Annotated in this window: 12 protein-coding genes; 2 read left to right on the top strand and 10 right to left on the bottom strand. The window is 70.4% G+C overall.

Annotated elements, in window-relative coordinates; translation table 11 throughout:
• Position 1 precedes the first annotated feature (1 nt).
• Genes JL101_RS04005 through ybaL form a run of 3 tightly spaced genes read right to left on the bottom strand, consistent with a single transcriptional unit; the run spans position 2 to position 3,345 of the window.
• Positions 2–772 carry an enoyl-CoA hydratase/isomerase family protein gene (locus JL101_RS04005; RefSeq protein ID WP_203098409.1) on the bottom strand — a complete coding sequence of 257 codons (771 nt, stop codon included), beginning with the start codon at positions 770–772 and terminating at the stop codon, positions 2–4.
• The gene (locus JL101_RS04000; RefSeq protein ID WP_203098410.1) at positions 769–1,521 is read right to left on the bottom strand and encodes an IclR family transcriptional regulator; all 753 of its coding nucleotides are present in this window, start codon (positions 1,519–1,521) and stop codon (positions 769–771) included. The genes JL101_RS04005 and JL101_RS04000 overlap by 4 nt, the downstream gene beginning before the upstream one ends.
• Positions 1,522–1,575: 54 nt before the next feature.
• Positions 1,576–3,345 carry a YbaL family putative K(+) efflux transporter gene (ybaL, locus tag JL101_RS03995; RefSeq protein WP_228435275.1) on the bottom strand — a complete coding sequence of 590 codons (1,770 nt, stop codon included), beginning with the start codon at positions 3,343–3,345 and terminating at the stop codon, positions 1,576–1,578.
• A gap of 115 nt (positions 3,346–3,460) precedes the next feature.
• Here ybaL and JL101_RS03990 point away from each other — a divergent pair, with 115 nt between their 5' ends.
• Together JL101_RS03990 and JL101_RS03985 are read left to right on the top strand one after the other, a co-directional pair.
• Positions 3,461–3,721 carry a helix-turn-helix transcriptional regulator gene (locus tag JL101_RS03990; protein ID WP_203098412.1) on the top strand — a complete coding sequence of 87 codons (261 nt, stop codon included), beginning with the start codon at positions 3,461–3,463 and terminating at the stop codon, positions 3,719–3,721.
• Between the two features lie 143 nt (positions 3,722–3,864).
• Positions 3,865–6,933, top strand: coding sequence for an autotransporter outer membrane beta-barrel domain-containing protein (locus tag JL101_RS03985; RefSeq protein WP_203098413.1), 3,069 nt, complete (start codon positions 3,865–3,867; stop codon positions 6,931–6,933).
• A gap of 55 nt (positions 6,934–6,988) precedes the next feature.
• Here JL101_RS03985 and JL101_RS03980 read toward each other — a convergent pair whose 3' ends face one another.
• From JL101_RS03980 to JL101_RS03950, 7 genes are all read right to left on the bottom strand, one after another.
• Entirely contained in the window at positions 6,989–7,951 is a 963-nt protein-coding gene (locus JL101_RS03980) for a substrate-binding domain-containing protein (RefSeq protein ID WP_203098414.1), read from the bottom strand.
• A 42-nt stretch (positions 7,952–7,993) separates the two neighbouring features.
• Complete coding sequence (locus JL101_RS03975) at positions 7,994–9,001, bottom strand: ABC transporter permease (RefSeq protein WP_202681710.1); 1,008 nt, start codon at positions 8,999–9,001, stop codon at positions 7,994–7,996.
• 9 nt (positions 9,002–9,010) lie between these two features.
• Positions 9,011–10,501 (bottom strand): sugar ABC transporter ATP-binding protein, encoded by a 1,491-nt coding sequence (locus JL101_RS03970; RefSeq protein ID WP_203098415.1) that lies wholly within the window; start codon positions 10,499–10,501, stop codon positions 9,011–9,013.
• Positions 10,498–11,772, bottom strand: coding sequence for an ROK family transcriptional regulator (locus JL101_RS03965; protein WP_228435274.1), 1,275 nt, complete (start codon positions 11,770–11,772; stop codon positions 10,498–10,500). The genes JL101_RS03970 and JL101_RS03965 overlap by 4 nt, the downstream gene beginning before the upstream one ends.
• 115 nt (positions 11,773–11,887) lie before the next feature.
• Positions 11,888–12,883, bottom strand: a complete 996-nt coding sequence (gene denD, locus JL101_RS03960) for a D-erythronate dehydrogenase (protein ID WP_203098416.1) — start codon at positions 12,881–12,883, stop codon at positions 11,888–11,890.
• 37 nt (positions 12,884–12,920) lie between these two features.
• A complete protein-coding gene (locus tag JL101_RS03955) occupies positions 12,921–16,052 on the bottom strand; it encodes an efflux RND transporter permease subunit (protein ID WP_203098417.1) in 3,132 nt (1,043 codons plus the stop codon).
• Positions 16,049–17,236: an efflux RND transporter periplasmic adaptor subunit gene (locus JL101_RS03950; protein ID WP_228435273.1), complete on the bottom strand. Its 1,188-nt coding sequence runs from the start codon at positions 17,234–17,236 to the stop codon at positions 16,049–16,051. Before JL101_RS03950 ends, JL101_RS03955 begins: the two co-directional genes overlap by 4 nt.
• Positions 17,237–17,344: the final 108 nt, after the last annotated feature.

The following is a 17,344-nucleotide window of genomic DNA, read 5'->3' as shown; positions in this document are numbered from 1 at the left end:
GCTACCTCCGTCCCAGGTTGAGCCGCTCGACGGCGGACCAGTGGTCGTCATGGACCCAGGTCCCGGCGAACAGCCTGGTTTCCAGCCGTTCCATGTCGGTGCGGGAAGCTCCCGAGCGATGCGCCAGCGCCAGCGCCTTGAAGGCCCGGAGCACCTGCGGGGCTTGGCGCAGCATCGGCCCGATGAAGTCGGCGACGGCCCCGTCCAGTTCCTGGTCGGGTTCGGCCACCGCGTCCACCAGCCCGATCGCCTGCGCCGCCTCCATGTCGAGGAGATCGGAGCGGGCCAGCAGCCGCAGTCCCGCGGCGGGTCCGAGCAGATTGAGCAGGTCGATGCCGCCGCCCCAGGCGGTCGCGATGTTGAGTCTGCCCTGGACGAAGCCGATCCGGGCATGGCGGGCGCCGACGCGGAAGTCGCAGGCGACGGCCAGTTCCGCCCCGCCGCCCAGCGCGTCGCCGTTGAGGGCGGCGACCACGGGAACGGGGAACCGGCGGACCGCGTCGAGCGCCGCCTTGGCATAGTCCGCCATTTCGCCGGCCTGCTCGGCCGAGCGGAGCATGCCCAGATCCTTCAGGTCGCCGCCGGCCGCGAAGCTCTTCTCGCCCGCCCCGCGCAGCACGGCGATCCGCAAGCCCGGATCGTCCGCGTGCGCCTCGAAGCATCGGCGGAGCGCCTCCAGCAGGGCGCGGCTCAGGGGGTTGCGCTTTTCCGGCCGGTTCAGGGTGACGGACAGGACGTCGTCGCGGCGCTCAACCAGAAGTTCGTCGTTCATGGGTGTTCCTCGCCGGCCTCGACGGCCGTTTTCATCGCCAGCAGTCTTTCCGCGTGGACGGCGAGCCCGGACTTCATCCGTTCCAGCGGTCCCGCGACCGCGACGCCGAGCGGCTCGCCGTTGAGATGGATGGCGGTCGCCACGGCCATGACGTCGGCCACGTTTTCGCCCCGCGTGACGTGGTAGCCGCGCTGCCGCCCGGCCGCGAGATCGCTCGCGAGGCTTTCCGCCGTGACCAGCGTGTTTTCGGTGACGGCGTCCAGGGAATGCCCCGCCAGCCATGCGGCGAGGTCGGCCGGAGCCATCTCCCCCAGCATCGCCTTGCCGATCGCGCTGGAATGCAGCGGCTTCAGCTCGCCCGGCTCAGCGGAATAGCGGATCGTCCGCGCCCCCTCGACCACGTCGAGATAGATCACCGCGTCGTCCTGGCGCTTGCCCAGGATGACGGTCTCCCCCGTGTCGTCGCGCAGCCGCTCCAGGAAAGCGGCCATGCGTTCCAGCATCGGATCCTTGGCGACGATGCGGCGCGCCATCTCCAGGATCCGGCGGGTCGGATAGAGCGTGCGCCGGTTCACGGCGTACAGGTAGCCCCGCGCCTTCAGCGTGCCGACCAGCCCATGGCAACTGCTGACCGGCATCTCCAACCGGCGCGCCAGGTCGGACAGGGTCAGAGGCTTGCCGATATCCTCGAACGCCTCGAACACATCCAGCGTCCGGCCCGCGGTCTTGACGTTGCCATTCACATTCATGAAAATATCTTCACCCAATTGAAAGCCTGTGTCAAGCGGAAGCGGACGGGCCGGCTAATCCGCAGTCGGGTCCGCGGGTCCTCCGCCGGCCTGGGGACGGACTCCGGCGGCTTCATCGTCGTGCTCGATCCGCTCCAGGATCCGCATGGCGATCTCCCGTTCGCCCATGACCGCCAGGCTGGCGCCGAGGTCGGTCAGGTGTTCGACCGCCGCGTCGGTGTGGGCGCGGGCGACGATCTCCAGGTCGGGATTGGCCGCCCTCGCCTGCTCGACCACCTGCCCCGCCTCGAAGGCTTCGGGGACGGTGACGATCAGCCGACGGGCGCCCGGCAGGTTGGCGGTCGCCAGGATCTCGGGATCGGCGGCGTTGCCGACCACCACCTCGGCGCCGTCGCGGCGCGCCGCCTCGATCTCGTCGGCCCGTTCCTCGAACACCAGGACCGGACGCCCGGCAGCGCGCAGGCCGGATCCGACCAGGGACCCGACCCGGCCATAGCCTACCAGGACATCGTGGCCGGTCAGGCTCGTCGGCGTCAGGTCGGCGACCGCGTCGGGCACGGCCGCCCCGACGGCCTCGTCCGCGGCCGGGACGGCGTTATCCCCGGCGGAGGTCAGGAGCGTCCGGTCCGGCGCCTTGCGGGACCGCGGCCGGTCCACGGCGGCGAAGATCAGCGGGTTCAGCAGGATCGAGATGATGGCGCCGGCCAGGATCAGGTCGCGCCCTTCCTGCGGAAGCACGCCCATGCCGACGCCCAGGCCGGCCAGGATGAAGGAGAATTCGCCGATCTGCGCCAGGCTGGCGGAGATGGTCAGCGCCGTCCCGTTGGAACGGCCGAACAGGCGGACGATCGAGTAGGCGGCGATCGACTTGCCGATCACGATGATGGCGACTGTGGCGAGCACCGACCAGGGAGAGCGGACCAGGACGCCGGGATCGAACAGCATCCCGACCGAGACGAAGAACAGCACGGCGAAGGCGTCGCGCAGGGGCAGCGCCTCCTCGGTCGCCCGCTGGCTCAGCGGGCTCTCCGCCAGAACCATGCCGGCGAAGAAGGCGCCGAGCGCGAAGGACACGCCGAACAGGGCGGCGGCGCCGTAGGCGATCCCCAGGGCGACCGCATAGACCGACAGGCGGAACAACTCGCGCGATCCCGTGTGGGCGGCGTAATGCATGATCCAGGGAACAACGCGGCGCCCGGCAATCAGCATGATCGCGACGAAGGTGGCGACCTTCACCAGGGTCAGCCCGGCCGAGACCGCGATGGCGTACCAGTCCGGCGTCTCCCCGGCGCCGCTCAGCGCCCCGGCGAGCGCCGGCAGCATGACGAGCACCAGGACCATCGCCAGATCCTCGACGATCAGCCAGCCGACCGCGATGCGGCCCCGGTCGGTGTCGATGATGCGCCGCTCCTGCAGGGCGCGGATCAGGACGACCGTGCTGGCGACCGAAAGCGCCAGGCCGAAGACGATCCCCGCCCCGACCGGCCATCCGAGCGCCCAGGCCAGGGCCATGCCGAGAAGGGTCGCGACGCCGATCTGCACCACGGCCCCGGGCAGTGCCACCGCCCTGACCGACAGCAGGTCCTTGAGCGAGAAATGCAGGCCGACCGCGAACATCAGCAGGATCACGCCGATCTCCGCCAGCTCGTTCGCCAGCGCCTGGTTGGCGACGAAGCCCGGCGTGAAGGGACCGACGATGATCCCGGCCAGCAGGTATCCCACCAGCGGGGAGACGCGCAGGCGGTGAGAGACAAGCCCCAGGAGGAAGGCTAGGACAAGGCCGATGGCGATCATCGAGACAAGCGGTGTGTGATGCGCCGGCACTGTTCTTTCCCCTCCGAATCCGGATCTGCTGCACCTGCTACATGGTTGCCCCCGCATGCAAATCAACCAAAATGGCGCATCTTGACCTTTTAAGTCACATCCCCATCTTCGCCTGATGCCGCTGACCCCCGAGCAATGCCGCGCCGCGCGCGCGCTGTTGGACTGGACCCAGGACGAGCTTGCCGCCGCCGCGGAAGTGAGCCGAAGCACCGTGCGCGGATTCGTAAGCGGCCAAAGGGACATGCAGCGGGCGACCATGGCGGCGATCCGCCGCGCGCTTGAAGGTGCCGGCGTCAGCTTCCAGGATGCGGACGAGTCCGGCGGGCCGGGCGTCAGGCTGTCGGGAACCGCGACGATGCCGGACGCCGGCATCTAGAAGCACTCAGCATTTCCGAACTAAATTCCACTTGCCCTAATCCCGTCACATTTCTGAAAACCGAATGGATTAAGCCCTTCGGAATACATCGGACGCCGCTCCCTGCCGGCGGGCCGGTCGCAGCCGACGGAGTCCATCAGTTCATGAAGCGCATCCTTCTTTCCAGCGTCAGCCCCCTGATCCTCGGCCTACCCCTGGCCGCCGGCCTCCTGCTCACCGGCGCGACGCCGGCCTCGGCTCAGTTCACGGTCGCCGCCGGCACCACCAGCACCACGTCGAGGACCCTGAGCGGCACTCAGACCGGCACGGTCCAGGCGACCGGGACGCTCCAGACCTCCGGCACCTCCGTCACGCTGAACAACTTCGCGACCGGCGCCCTGCTCGACAATGTCGGCACGATCCGCTCCACCGGCAGCCGCGGCTTCGACACCTCCGGCGCCGCCAATGCCCGGACCTTCTCGTTGGTCAACCGCGCCGGCGCGCTGTTCCAGTCCGACGTGAACGACGCGTTCCGGATCAACACCAACATCACCAGCGGCTCGGTCGCCATCACCAATTCCGGCACGATCCGCGCCGCGGCGCCGACCGACACCACCAGTTCGGTGCAGGGGCAGGCGCTGGACCTCCGCACCATGAACACGGCCGGCGTGGCGCTCACCGTCACCAATACGGCGACCGGCCTGATCGAGGCGCTGAACGACGACGCGCTACGACCGGGCCTGAACGCCGTCATCGACAATGCCGGAACCATCCGAAGCTTCGGCGCCAATACCAGCGGCGGCGCCAACGGCACCTCGGACGCGATCGACGCGGGTGGCAGGACGGGCGTCACGGTGACCAACCAGGCAACCGGCGTGATCTCCGGCGCGCGGCACGGCATCACAGCCGACAATGACATCAGCGTCACCAACCTGGCGGGCGGGACCATCACCGGTCGCAACGGGTCCGGCGTCGGATCGGACGGCAACGGCACGGTCGTCAGTTACGGCCTGATCTCCGGCGACTATGCCGGCGCCGGCAACATCTTCAACAGCAGCGGCACGGCCTCCCAGAACGGCGACGGCGACGGGGTCGATATCGACCTGATCGCGACGATCTCCAACTACGGCACGATCCGGGGGACCGGCGCCGGGGGCGTGGACAGCGGCGGGCGGCCCAACGGCAGCGAGGGCATCGCGGCCGGCGGCGGCACCATCCTGAACGCCGCCGGCGCCACCATCACGGGCGCCACGCGCGGCATCCTGATCGACGACGGGGCGTCGGGCAGCGCCTACGGCGCCACCACCATCACCAACGAGGGCACGATCGCGGGCCTCGCCGGGGCAGGCATCACCCTGGTCGGCCCCTACGACGACACCGTGACGAACAGCGGCACCATCTCCGGTGCGGGGACCGGCGCGGTGGCGCTGGACCTGGGGGCCGGCAACGACAGCCTGACGGTCCGCGGCGGCGGCTTCTCCGGCGCGGTCCGCGGCGGCGCCGGGTCGGACGCCCTGGTCTTCGCCGTCGGAAGCGGGGCGACCTACGGCGACGCCAACGCCTTCTCCGGGTTCGAGACCACCCGCATCGACACCGGCACCGTTCGGCTGACCGGATCGCTGGAAAGCACCGGCCGCGTGACGGTCGCCGCCGGCGCCGGCCTGGGCGGCTCGGCGGCGATCGCCACCGCGACGCTGGCCAACGCCGGTACGGTATCGCCAGGAAGCGGGACCGGTTCGATCGCAACGCTGGCCGTGACCGGGGGCTTCACCAACGCCTCCACCGGCACCGTGGCGGTGGACATCGACGCGGCCGGCCGGTCGGACCTGCTCCAGGCCGCCGGCTCCGCCGTGCTGGACGGCGGCACCCTGGCGCTGACGGCGGCGTCCGGCACCTATGCGCAGGATACCGCCTATACGGTCCTGTCCGCCACCAGGGGCGTGACGGGCCGCTTCGCCACCCTGAGCGGATCGCTGCCGAGCCTGTTCCTGATGCCGGAGGTCAGCTACGGGGCTGATGCCGTGCAGGTCACCGTCGTGCGCAACGCGACGACTTACCAGTCGGTCGCCAGCGGCGCGGCCGGCACCGCCGTCGCCCGCGCGCTGGACCAGTCGCAGGGCAGCGCCACCGGGAACTTCAAGACGGCCCTGGCCCGGCTCAACCAGTTGGACGCCGCCCAGGCGGCCGGCGCGTTCGACCAGATGGCGCCCGACGCCTCCAACGCCTTCAGCACCATCGCCACCGGCGCGTCGTCCCGGTTCCGGGACGCGGTCGGGCAGCGGTTGGGCGCCGTGAGGAGCGCCGGGGACGCGAACGCTCCCGGCCCGCAGTTCGCCTTCGCCGGCAATCCGGCCGAGTTGGCGGCCGCACCCGCCGATGCGGTCGCGGGAAGCTCCCGCGGCGGGGTCTGGGGCCGCGGCTTCGGCCTCTATGGACGGGCGGACGGCGACGCCGGAACCGACAACGGTTTCGACTGGCGGGGCGGCGGCATGCAGTTCGGGGCCGACGCCGAGGTGGCGCCGGGCACCGTGGTCGGCGTGTCGGCCGGGTTCTCCCGCACGGTCGTCCTGCATGAGCGGGCAGGCACCGACGGCGACGTCAGCAGCTATCAGCTCGGCCTCTACGGCAGCCAGACCTGGGGACGGACCGACCTGAACGTCCAGGTCGGGATCGCCCAGAACGACTATCACGGGGCGCGGCGGATCGCCTTCGTGGCCAGCCCGGGGGTCGCCACGTCGGACTTCGGCGGGACCGAGCTGTCCGCCGCGGTCGAGGGAGGCCGCACCTACGACATCGAGGGTTTCGAGATCAAGCCCGCCGCCGGGCTGTCCTGGACCCGCTTCGTCCAGGACAGCTATACCGAGAACGGCGCCACCGGGGCGGAACTGGCCGTCTCCGGCAAGGCGGAGAACGCCCTGACCGCCACCCTCGGCGTCGCGGCGTCCGCCCCGTTCCGGACCGAGACGCTGGGGACCGTCACGCCGTCGCTCGAGGTCCGCTGGGGCTATGACCTGGTGCAGCCGGACGCCACCATCACCTCGCGCTTCGCCGGGGCGACCGGCGGCAGCTTCGCGGTCGAGGGCAACGAGCAGCCGCGCAACGCCGTGATCCTCGCCGCCGGCGTCTCGGCCGAGCTGCCCATGGGGCCGGCCCTGAACCTGGGCGGGGCGGCCGAGCTGCGCGACGGCCAGCAGGCCTACGCGCTGCTCGGTCGCATCCGCTACCAGTGGTAGAAGATACGGTCGTCGGGGAATGGGGCGGGCCCGGCCGGGTCCGCCCCGGGGTTCCTCAGAACGGGCTGTCGGGGAAGTAGAAGTCCTTCGCGTTGTCCTTGGTGATCAGCACCGAGGGCACGATGGTGGTTGCCGGCAGCGCCTCGCCCTTCAGGCGGGCCTCGGCCGTCATTTTGATCGCCTCGTAGATGAATTTCGGCGAGTAGGAGACGTTGGCCTGGATGCGCGGGTCGGCGCCGTCGATCAGGGTCTTGATCATGCCCTTGGCCCCGGCGCCGCCGAACACGATCTTGATGTCCTCGCGCTTGGCCTGCTCGATCGCCCTCAGCACGCCGACCGCCATGTCGTCGTCGGCGGCCCACACCGCGTCGATCTGCTTGAAGCGGGTCAGGTAGTCCTGCATCACCTTGAAGGCGTCGTCGCGGTTCCAGTTGGCGTACCGGGCGTCCAGCAGCTTGATGTCGGGATAGTTCTTCAGCACGGAGTTGAAGGCGTCCATCCGCTCGTTGTCGAGCGTGGTGGCGATGCCGCGCAGGGCCACGATATTGCCCTTCCCGTCCAGCGCCTTGGCGATGTACTCCGCGGGCACGTTGCCGAAGGCTGTGTTGTCGCCGGACACGTACGCGTCCTGGGCGCTGGTGTCGGTCAGGCCGCGGTCGACCACGGTCACGTACACGCCCTGCTTCTTGACCTGGGCCACCGGCCGGGTCAGCGCCGCCGATTCGAACGGGAAGATCACCAGCGCGTTGATCCTGTTGGCGGTCGCCAGGTCCTGGAGCTGGTTGGCCTGCTCGCCGGCGTTGGCCGCCGTCTTGATCGTGACCTTCAGGTCGGGGTGCTTGGCCTCCAGCTCCTTCTTGGCCTCGTTGGCCCACCAGACGATGCCGGCGGTGAAGCTGTGGGTCGCCGCCGGGATGGCGACGCCCAGGTTGACCTTGTTCTGGGCGAACGCCGCCGCGGGCGCCCCGAACGCGACCGCCGCCGCGGCCATCGCGACTATGCAGGACTTCAACGTCATGGTCTCTTCCTCCCCTTGCTTTTGCCGGCCTTGCCGGCGTGGTCATTTCCGCCTTTGCAGGAACGCCACGATGATGATCACGAAGCCCTGGACCGCCGCGTTCAGGTAGACGCTGATGACGCTGGTCAGGTTCAGGATGTTGCTGATGACCGACAGCAGGATGGCGCCGACGACGGTCCCGACGATGCTGCCCGACCCGCCCTTCAGCGCGGTGCCGCCGACGATCACCGCGGCGATCGCCTCCAGCTCCCACAGCAGGCCGGTGGTCGGCGAGGACGAGCCCAGCCGGGGCACGTAGAGCAGCGTCGCGATGCCGACGCAGGCGCCCAGCAGCGCGTAGGTCAGCACCTTGATCCGGTCGACGTTCACCGCGGCGTAGCGCGCCACCTGCTCGTTGGAGCCGATCGCCTGGACGTAGCGCCCGTAGGCGGTCCGGTTCAGGATCAGGCCGCCCGCGACCGCCACCAGCAGGAACACCCAGACGGGAACCGGGAGGCCGGCCAGGGTCGCGTAGTAGACCGGGCTGTAGACGTCCGACAGCTCGTAGTCGAGGGTGATGGCGCCGCCGTTGGAGAAGTAGGTCAGGTAGGCCCGGAAGATGCCGAGCGTGCCCAGCGTGACGATGAAGGGCTCGATCCGGCCGCGGGTGATCAGCAGCCCGTGGATCAGGCCGAATGCGGCGCCCAGCAGGACCGAGCAGACCATGCCGGCGGCGACCACCAGCACCGGCTGGGCGATCCACCCGGCCAGCGTGTTCATCAGCAGGATGACCAGGCCGGCGATCAGCGCCGCCATGGAGCCGACCGACAGGTCGATGCCGCCCGAGATGATGACGAAGCACATGCCGACCGCGATGATGCCGATGAAGGCGGTACGGGTCAGCACGTTCGTCGCGTTGTCGAGCGAGGCGAAATCGCCGTTCAGCAGGGTGCCGACGACACACAGCAGCACCAGCCCCGCGATCGGCCCGACGCCGTGCAGCCACGAGCCCAGCGACCGCACCTGCTGGAACCGGGGCACCGTCCGGGGTTCAGCTTGCCGCTCTACCACGCCGCCCCCTCACTGCTTCGTTCCCGTCGCATGGGAGATCAGCTCCTCTTCGGTCAGATGTTGCGCGTCGACGACGGCCTGGATGCGGCCCGCGCGCATCACCGCGACGCGGTGGCACAGGCCGACCAGTTCCATCAGCTCCGACGAGACCACGACGACGCCGCGCCCTTCGCGCGCCAGCCGCTGGATCAGGAAATAGATGTCCCGCTTGGCGCCGACATCGACGCCGCGGGTCGGCTCGTCCAGGACGACCACCTTGGGCCGGGGGTGGAGAACCTTGGCGAGCGCCAGCTTCTGCTGGTTGCCGCCCGACAGGGAGGCGGCGCGGACGTCCAGCGATCCGGTGCGGATGCCGAAATCCTTCACAGCCGTCTCCAGCGCGCGGCGCTCCTCGCGGGGGCGGAGCCAGGGCTTCGCGTAGTGCTCCAGCGCCATCATGGTCAGGTTCTCGCTCAGGCCGAACCCGACATGGAGGCCCTTCCCCTTGCGGTCCTCGCTCAGGTAGGTCAGGCCCTGGTCCACCGCGTCGCGCGGGTTGCGGATGCGGATCTCCCGGCCGTCCAGCTCGATCCGCTCCACGTCGTGCGGGCGCAGGCCCAGCAGTCCCTCGAACAGCTCGGTCCGGCCGGCGCCGACCAGCCCGGCGAACCCCAGGATCTCGCCGGGTTGAACCTCGAAGCCGATACCCGAAGCCCAGCCGGGCACGTTCAGCCCGCGCACGCTCAGCAGCGGCGGCTTGCCGGCGGGCGCCGGGTCCTTGGGCGGGTAGAGGTCGGACAGCTCCCGCCCGACCATCAGGTTGGCCATCTGGTGGCGGGTCACGTCGCGGGTGGCCTGCCGGGTGACGAAGCGGCCGTCGCGCATCACGATCACCTCGTCGGTGGTGCGCTCCACCTCGTCCAGCTTGTGGGAGATATAGACGATGGTGACGCCTTCGCCGTGGAGCTTGGCCATCAGGGCGAACAGCGCCTCCGTCTCCCCCGGAGTCAGGGAGGCGGTCGGCTCGTCCATGATCAGCAGGCGGGCGTTGCGGGCGAGCGCCTTGGCGATCTCGACCAGCTGCTTCTCCGCCACGATCAGCTGCCGGACCGGCGTGTCGGGGTCGCGGTCAAGGCCGACCTGGGCCAGCACCCGGACGGTGTCGGCCCGCATCGCCGCCTCGTCCAGCCACCAGCCGCGCTTCCTCTCATGGCCGAGGAAGATGTTCTGCTGGATCGTCAGGTCCTCGGCCAGGTTGAATTCCTGGTGGATCAGGACGATCCCGGCGGCCTCGGCGTCGCGGGAGCTGCGGAAGGTCCGGGGCTGGCCGTCCACATGGACGGTGCCGCCGGTCGGCTGCTCGTAGCCGCTGAGGATCTTCATCAGCGTGGACTTGCCGGCGCCGTTCTCGCCCAGCAGGCCGTAGACCCGGCCGGGCGCCAGCTCGAAGCCGACGCCGTGCAGCACGCGCACGGAGCCGAACTCCTTCACGATTCCATCGAACCGGACGGCGATGCTCATGGGCCGGCACTCTCAAGCTGGCTGGGTTCCAGCAGGTTTCCCCGCGCCCCATTCCGGGCCCTGTCCCTCATGGCCTCCTGCATCGCCAGGACGCCGGCGCCGATCAGCCCGGCCTGCTCGCCGAGCGGGGTGTACTGGATCTGGAGGTTGCGGGTGGAGAGCGGCAGGGAGCGCTGGTAGACGCTCTGCCGCACGGAGGCCAGGAACAGCGGCCCGATGCGTGCCCCCTCCCCGCCGATGAAGACGTGGGACGGGTTGAAGAAATTGACCACGGAGGCCAGCATCTGCCCGATCCTCGCCCCGGCGCGCTGGATGATCATATTGGACGCGGCGTCGCCGGCGCGGCTGGCCTGGGCCACGTCGCCCAGATCGATTGCCCCCTTGGCCGCGAGCATGTCGGCCAGCACGGGGCTTTCGCCGGCCTGGGCCGCCTCCGCCCCCATGCGGGCGATGGCGGGTCCGGCGGCCATGGCCTCGACGCAGCCGATATTGCCGCAGTGGCAGCGCGGGCCGTGGGTGTCCACGCAGATATGCCCGACATCGCCGGCCGAGCCGTTGGCCCCGCGATAGACCTGCCCGTGGCAGACGATGCCGCAGCCGATGCCGGTGCTGACCTTGATGACCAGGAAGTCCTGCAGCCGGCGGCGGAGGTGCCACAGCTCGCCCAGGGCCATCAGGTTCACGTCGTTGTCCACGAAGATCGGCGCCGCATAGTCGGCGCGCAGGTCGGCGCGGATCGAGAAGCTGTCCCATTCCGGCATCAGCGGCGGGGCCACCAGTTCGGCGGTGTCGAAATTCACCGGGCCGGGAACGCCGATGCCGATGCCGAGCACTTGGTCGGCCGTGGCGCCGCAGCGCGCCAGCAGGCCGCGCATCCGCGCCCGGACATGGGACAGCACCAGCCCGGGACCCCGGCGCACGTCGATCTCCTCGCCGTCGCGGGCCAGCAGGTGGAGGTCGGGGGTGAAGACGGCGACGTCGAACCGGGTGGCGTCGAGATCGACGCCCAGCAGCACGCCCAGCCCGCGGTTGATGCGGATCGTCTCGGCGCGCCGGCCGCCGGTCGATTCCTGAAGGCCGATCTCCTCGACCAGGCCCTGCTCGATCAGGCCCGCGACGATGGCGTTGGTGCGGGTCTTGGAGAAGGCGGCGCGCGTCGAGATCGTGTCGCGGGACAGGCCCGGGGACCAGAACAGCAGGTCCAGCACGGCCCTTTCGCTGGCCGACAGGCCGGACCATGCGGTCGAAGACCCTGGAATCAAGACAGCCACACCGGAACGCTCCCCACGACAGCCGTCTGATCGCGGCTTGCAGGGAACGCTACGGCGGGAGCTTCAAACCGTCAAGCCCGAAGATCGAACCGACCCGCGGCCACTTCGACCCGTTTCAGGAATAAGTCGGCAGTTTCCCACCCAGTTCGTCCTCGACATGGACCCGGATGATCTCGTCGAAATTCTTCTCCGCCGTGAAACCCAGGGATTCCGCCCGGCTGGTATCGAAGTCGCGCGACCAGCCTGCCACGATCTTCATGATGAAGGGATCGGGCTCGTGCCGGATCAGCTTCACGGCCTTGTCGCCGGCGACCCGGCGCAGCGCCTCGATCTGCTCCCCCACCGTCGCCGACAGGCCGGGCATCGACAGGTTGCGGCGCCAGCCCAGCCGCTCCAGGTCCATGGTCGCGGCGTGCAGCAGGAACCCGACCGCGGAGCGCGGGCTGGCGTGCCAGTGCCGGACATCCTCGCCGACCGGCAGCACGGCCTCCTGCCCGGCCAAGGGTTCGCGCAGGATGTTGGAGAAGAAGCCCGACGCCGCCTTGTTCGGCTTGCCCGGACGGATGCAGATGGTCGGCAGCCGGATGCCGATGCCGTCGAAGAAACCGCGCCGCGAATAATCCGCCAGCAGCAGCTCCCCCATGGCCTTCTGGGTGCCGTAGCTGGTCAGCGGCGTGGTGAAGAACTCGTCGCCGATCTTCTCCGGGAACGGCGCCCCGAACACCGCGATGGAGGAGGAGAAGACGACGCGCGGCTTGTAAGGCTCCCGGGCGGATTCGAGCCGGATCGCCTCGAACAGGAAGCGCGTTCCGTCCAGGTTGATCGCGTAGCCCTTCTCGAAATCCGCCTCCGCCTCGCCGGAGACGATGGCCGCGAGGTGGAAGATCACGTCCGGCCGCGCGGCGACCAGCTTTTCCACCTCGCCCGGTTTGGAGATGTCGAGGGCGACCTTACGAACCTCGCCCGTGAAGCCGGCCGGCGCCTCGGCCTCGACCATGTCGGCCAGGGTCAAGACGTCCACGCCCTTCCCCCCGAGTTGGCCGTCAACCGCCAGGCGCCCGGCCAGTTTGCGGCCGACCATGCCGGCCGCGCCGATGATAAGGATATGCATGCTCTTTCCCCCTCCGCCGCCTTCTTGTCGCGGCTTGTCAGACGACGCTATGGCGCGAGCCGGAGACCGTCAACCCCGGGATGAGGTCATCCGGCGTCGCCCGCGGCGCGGCGGGAGCCTCGCCGGCGCGGACCCGGAACCAGATCGCGTAGAGGGTCGGCAGGAACACCAGGGTCAGCACCGTGCCGGCCGCCGTGCCGCCGATCAGGGTATAGGCCATCGAGCCCCAGAAGACCGAGGTGGTCAGCGGGATGAAGGCCAGCACGGCGGCCAGCGCCGTCAGGATCACCGGCCGGGCGCGCTGGACGGTCGCCTCGACCACGGCGGTGTAGGGATCCTGCCCGTCCCGCTGGTTGGCGTGGATCTGGCCGATCAGGATCAGCGTGTTGCGCATCAGGATGCCGGACAGCCCGATCAGCCCCAGGATCGCGTTGAAGCCGAAGGGCTGCTGGAACAGCAGCAGGGCCGGCACGGCGCCGACCAGCCCCAGCGGCGCCGTCAGGAACACCATGGCGGTCGCCGACAGCGACCGGGTCTGCACGACGAGGACCAGCAGGGTCAGCAGGATCATGACCGGGAACAGCGGGAGCAGCGCCGCGTTGGCCTTGCCCGCGTCCTCGATGTTGCCGCCCGCCTCGATCCGGTAGCCGTCGGGCAGCCGCGCCGTCAGCGGCGCCAGCGCTTCCAGGATCTCCAGCGAGACCTCGGGCGGCTGCAGGGTCTCGTCGATGTCGGCCTGGACGGTGATGGTGGGCGTGCGGTCGCGGCGCTTCAGGATCGGGTCCTCCGGCCGGATCTCGACGCGGCCGACCTGGGAGAGCGGGACCGGCCGGCCGTCGCGCGCGGTCAGGGTCAGCTCGCCGAGCCTGGACGGGTCCAGGCGTTCCGGGCCGGCGCTGCGGGCGACCACCTCGACCGCGCGGATGCCGTCCCGGACCTGGGTCACCGGCACGCCGGCCAGCAGGAACCGGAGCTGCTCGCCCACGTCCCGGGGCGTCAGGCCGATCAGGCCCAGGCGGTCCTGGTCCAGGACGAAATGCACCGTCGGCGCGCGATCGCCCCAGTCCTGGTTGACCTGCCTTGTGTGGGGATTGGCCCGCATCACCGCCTGGACCTCGTCGGCGATGGCGCGGAGCCGCGCCGGATCGGGACCCATCACCCGGAAATTGACCATGAAGCGGGAATAGGGGCCGAACACCAGCTGGGTCACCCGCAGCCGCGCCTCCGGGGCCAGCCCCTCCGCGATCCGCTGGCGCAGGCGGAGCTTGAGGCGGTCGCGCGCCTCCGCGTCGGGGGTCAGCACGACCAGCTTGGCGAAGGACGGATCGGGCAGTTCCGGGCTGTAGGACAGGAAGAACCGGGCGGCGCCCTGGCCGATGTAGCTGGTGACGATCTCCGCCTCCGGCTGGAGCTTCAGCCAGGCCTCGACCTTGGCCGTCGCGGCCGACGTGGCGGCGATGCCGGTCCCTTCCGGCATCTGCACCTCGACCAGCACCTCCGGCCGGTCGGAGGCCGGGAAGAACTGCTGCTTGACCGTGCCCAGGCCCAGCCCGGACAGGACCAGCAGGCCGACCACCGCGCCCGCGACGGGGAACTTGCGGCGGACCGACCATCCCACGATCCGGCGCAGCCGGCGGTAGTTGGGCGTCGCGTAGATCGCCGCGTGCCCGCCCGGAACCGGCTTGATGTCGGGCAGCAGCCTGACCCCGAGATAGGGGGTGAAGATCACCGCGACGAACCAGGACGCGACCAGGGCGAACCCGACGATCCAGAAGATGTTGCCGGCATACTCGCCCGCGGTCGACCTGGCGAACCCGACCGGCGTGAAGCCGATGACGGTGATGAGCGTGCCCGACAGCATGGGGGCGGCGGTATGGCTCCAGGCATAGGCGGCGGCCTTGGCGCGCTCGAAGCCCTCCTCCAGCTTCACCACCATCATCTCGATCGCGATGATCGCGTCGTCCACCAGCAGGCCGAGCGCCACGATCAGGGCGCCCAGCGTGATCCGGTCGAACGCCCGCCCGGTGTCGAGCATGACCACGAAGACGATCGCCAGCGTCAGCGGCACCGCCGCCGCGACCACGATGCCGACCCGCCACCCCAGGCTGGCGAGGCTGACCGCCATGACCACGCCCAGCGCCGCGAAGAACTTGAGCATGAACTCGTCCACGGACTCGCGGATATTGACCGCCTGGTCCGTGATCTTCGTGAGCGCGAGGCCGGCCGGCAGCTCCGCCGAGATCCGCGCCCGCTCCGACTCCAGCGCCGCGCCCAGTTCCAGGCCGTTCCAGCCGTCCTGCATGACGACGCCGAGCATCAGGGCCGGCTCGCCGCCGTGGCGGATCAGGAAGGTGGCCGGGTCCTCGTAGCCGCGCTCGACCGAGGCGATGTCGGACAGCTTCAGCACGCGCCCGCCGGAGACGATCGGCGTGTCGCGGATCTCCTGCAGGTCGTCGTAGGCGCCGTCGAGCCGGACGAAGACCTGCGGCCCGTCGGTCTCGATCGATCCGGCCGGCGTGACCGCGTTCCGGCGCTGGAGCGCGTCGAAGATGTCCCTGGCCCCGATGCCGAGGGTCGCCAGCCTCGCGTGGGAGAACTCGACGAAGATCCGTTCCGGACGCTCGCCCAGGATGTTCACCTTCTTGACCCCCGCCACTTGCAGAAGCCGCTGGCGGAGCCGTTCGGCCTCCCGCGTCAGCAGCCGCGGCGGCATGTCGGGCGCCTGGACCGCGAAGAGGGCGAACGTCACGTCCGAGAACTCGTCGTTGACGAAGGGCCCCAGGACGCCCTGCGGAAGGTTGCGGGCCTCGTCGTCCAGCTTTTTGCGGGCCTGGTAGAATTCGGCCGGCACCTCGGACGGAGGCGTGTCGTCCCTCAGCGTGACCGTCATGAAGGCCAGGCCGGGACGGGTGAAGGTCTCGACGCGGTCGTACCAGCGAAGCTCCTGAAGGCGCTTCTCCAGCGGATCGGCGACGAGGTCCTGCATCTCCCGGGCGGTCGCTCCGGGCCAGATCGCCGAAACCGTCAGCACCTTGATCGTGAAGACGGGGTCCTCGGCGCGTCCCAGCTTCACGAAGGCGTAGCCCCCGGCAAGGATGATCGCGACGATCAGGAACAGGGTGACCGAGCGCTCGCGGACCGCCAGGGCGGAAAGGTTGAAGCCCGTCATCGCAGCACCGCGAGATCCTCGGCGACGCGGACGCGCTGCCCTTCGTGGAGGAAGCGCCCGCCCAGCGCCACGACCCGCTCGCCGACGCCGACGCCGCCGTCCAGGGTGACGGTTTCCCCGCCGACCGCGCCGATCCGGACCGGCCGGAACGAGACGGTCGCCCCGCCGGGCTCGGAGCCGGGGTCTAGCACCCAGACGCCCGGCCCGTCGCCCCGGTCGGCGACGGCGCCGAGCGGGACCGTGCCGGCGGCAGGTGCTGCGGCCCCTTCCAGGTATACCGTGACGGTGGCGCCCAGCGGCGCCCGCGCCGCCTCGCCGTCGAGGACGTACCGGGCGTCAAAGGTCCGGGTGACGGGATCGGCGGCATCCGAGAGCAAGCGCAGGCGGGCCGGCCACTCCGCGCCGCTGCCGTAGAGGCTTGCCCGCGCGGCGGAGCCGAGGGCGGGGCGCAGGGTTTCCGGCAGGCTGACCGCCGCCTCCCGCGGGCCGGCATGGGCCAGCCGGACGACGGGCTGCCCTGCGCCGACGACCTGCCCGGGCTCGCCCAGGGTTTCCACCACCGTGCCGTCGGCATCGGCGACCAGGGTCGCGTAGTCGGCCTCGTCCCGCGCAATCTTCAGGGTCGCCTCGGCGGCGGCCAGCAACGCCCGCGCGCTGTCGGCCGCGGCCTTCGCCTGGTCGTAGGCCGCGGTGGAGACGGCGCCGGACGCCACCAGCCCGCGCAGCCGGGTCTCGTCGGCGGCGGCCTGGATCAGCCGCGCCTTCGCCGCCGCGACGTTGCCGAGCTGCGCCGCGATGGCGTGCTCGTACCCGGTGCGGTCGATCCGCATGAGCGGCTGGCCGGACCGGACCACCTGGCCGGCATCGACCAGCCGCTCGACGATCTTGCCCGGCACGCGGAAGCCCAGGTTGCTCTGGATGCGGGCGGAGACGGTGCCCGTGAAGCCGCGGACGGCGGGGCCGGCGGGCTGCACCGCCGCGACGCGGACCAGTTGGGGACCGGTCCGGGGATCGGCCGGCGCCTCTTCGGCCGACTGCGACGGGGTGCAGGCGGCGAGCGCGAGCGCCAACGCCATGAGGGGGAGGGTCGCCGGGATGCGGCGGGTGGCCGGAAGAAAGGAGAGCGGGGAGAGGGCGAGCGGGGAAAAGGCGGTGGAGGTACTGGACCTGCTGGAACGCGTCATGGCTGGCCTCCGTGGGACATTGAAGACCACGCTAATTCACGAGTGATGAATTTGTCAATCCGTCACTTGTTACTCATCACCCAAAGGATAGGGGGTACGCCGCCGCCC

Source organism: Skermanella rosea (assembly GCF_016806835.2).
GTDB classification, from domain to species: Bacteria; Pseudomonadota; Alphaproteobacteria; order Azospirillales; family Azospirillaceae; genus Skermanella; species Skermanella rosea.
This window is presented reverse-complemented; position numbering and strand designations above follow the sequence as displayed.

Bases quoted from the DNA above. Each gene is read 5' to 3' on its own strand.
- JL101_RS04005 (WP_203098409.1), bottom strand. From the start codon at position 772: ATGAACGACGAACTTCTGGTTGAGCGCCGCGACGACGTCCTGTCCGTC.
- JL101_RS04000 (WP_203098410.1), bottom strand. From the start codon at position 1,521: ATGAATGTGAATGGCAACGTCAAGACCGCGGGCCGGACGCTGGATGTG.
- JL101_RS03990 (WP_203098412.1), top strand. From the start codon at position 3,461: ATGCCGCTGACCCCCGAGCAATGCCGCGCCGCGCGCGCGCTGTTGGAC.
- JL101_RS03985 (WP_203098413.1), top strand. From the start codon at position 3,865: ATGAAGCGCATCCTTCTTTCCAGCGTCAGCCCCCTGATCCTCGGCCTA.
- JL101_RS03980 (WP_203098414.1), bottom strand. From the start codon at position 7,951: ATGACGTTGAAGTCCTGCATAGTCGCGATGGCCGCGGCGGCGGTCGCG.
- JL101_RS03970 (WP_203098415.1), bottom strand. From the start codon at position 10,501: ATGAGCATCGCCGTCCGGTTCGATGGAATCGTGAAGGAGTTCGGCTCC.
- denD (WP_203098416.1), bottom strand. From the start codon at position 12,883: ATGCATATCCTTATCATCGGCGCGGCCGGCATGGTCGGCCGCAAACTG.
- JL101_RS03955 (WP_203098417.1), bottom strand. From the start codon at position 16,052: ATGACGGGCTTCAACCTTTCCGCCCTGGCGGTCCGCGAGCGCTCGGTC.
- JL101_RS03950 (WP_228435273.1), bottom strand. From the start codon at position 17,236: ATGACGCGTTCCAGCAGGTCCAGTACCTCCACCGCCTTTTCCCCGCTC.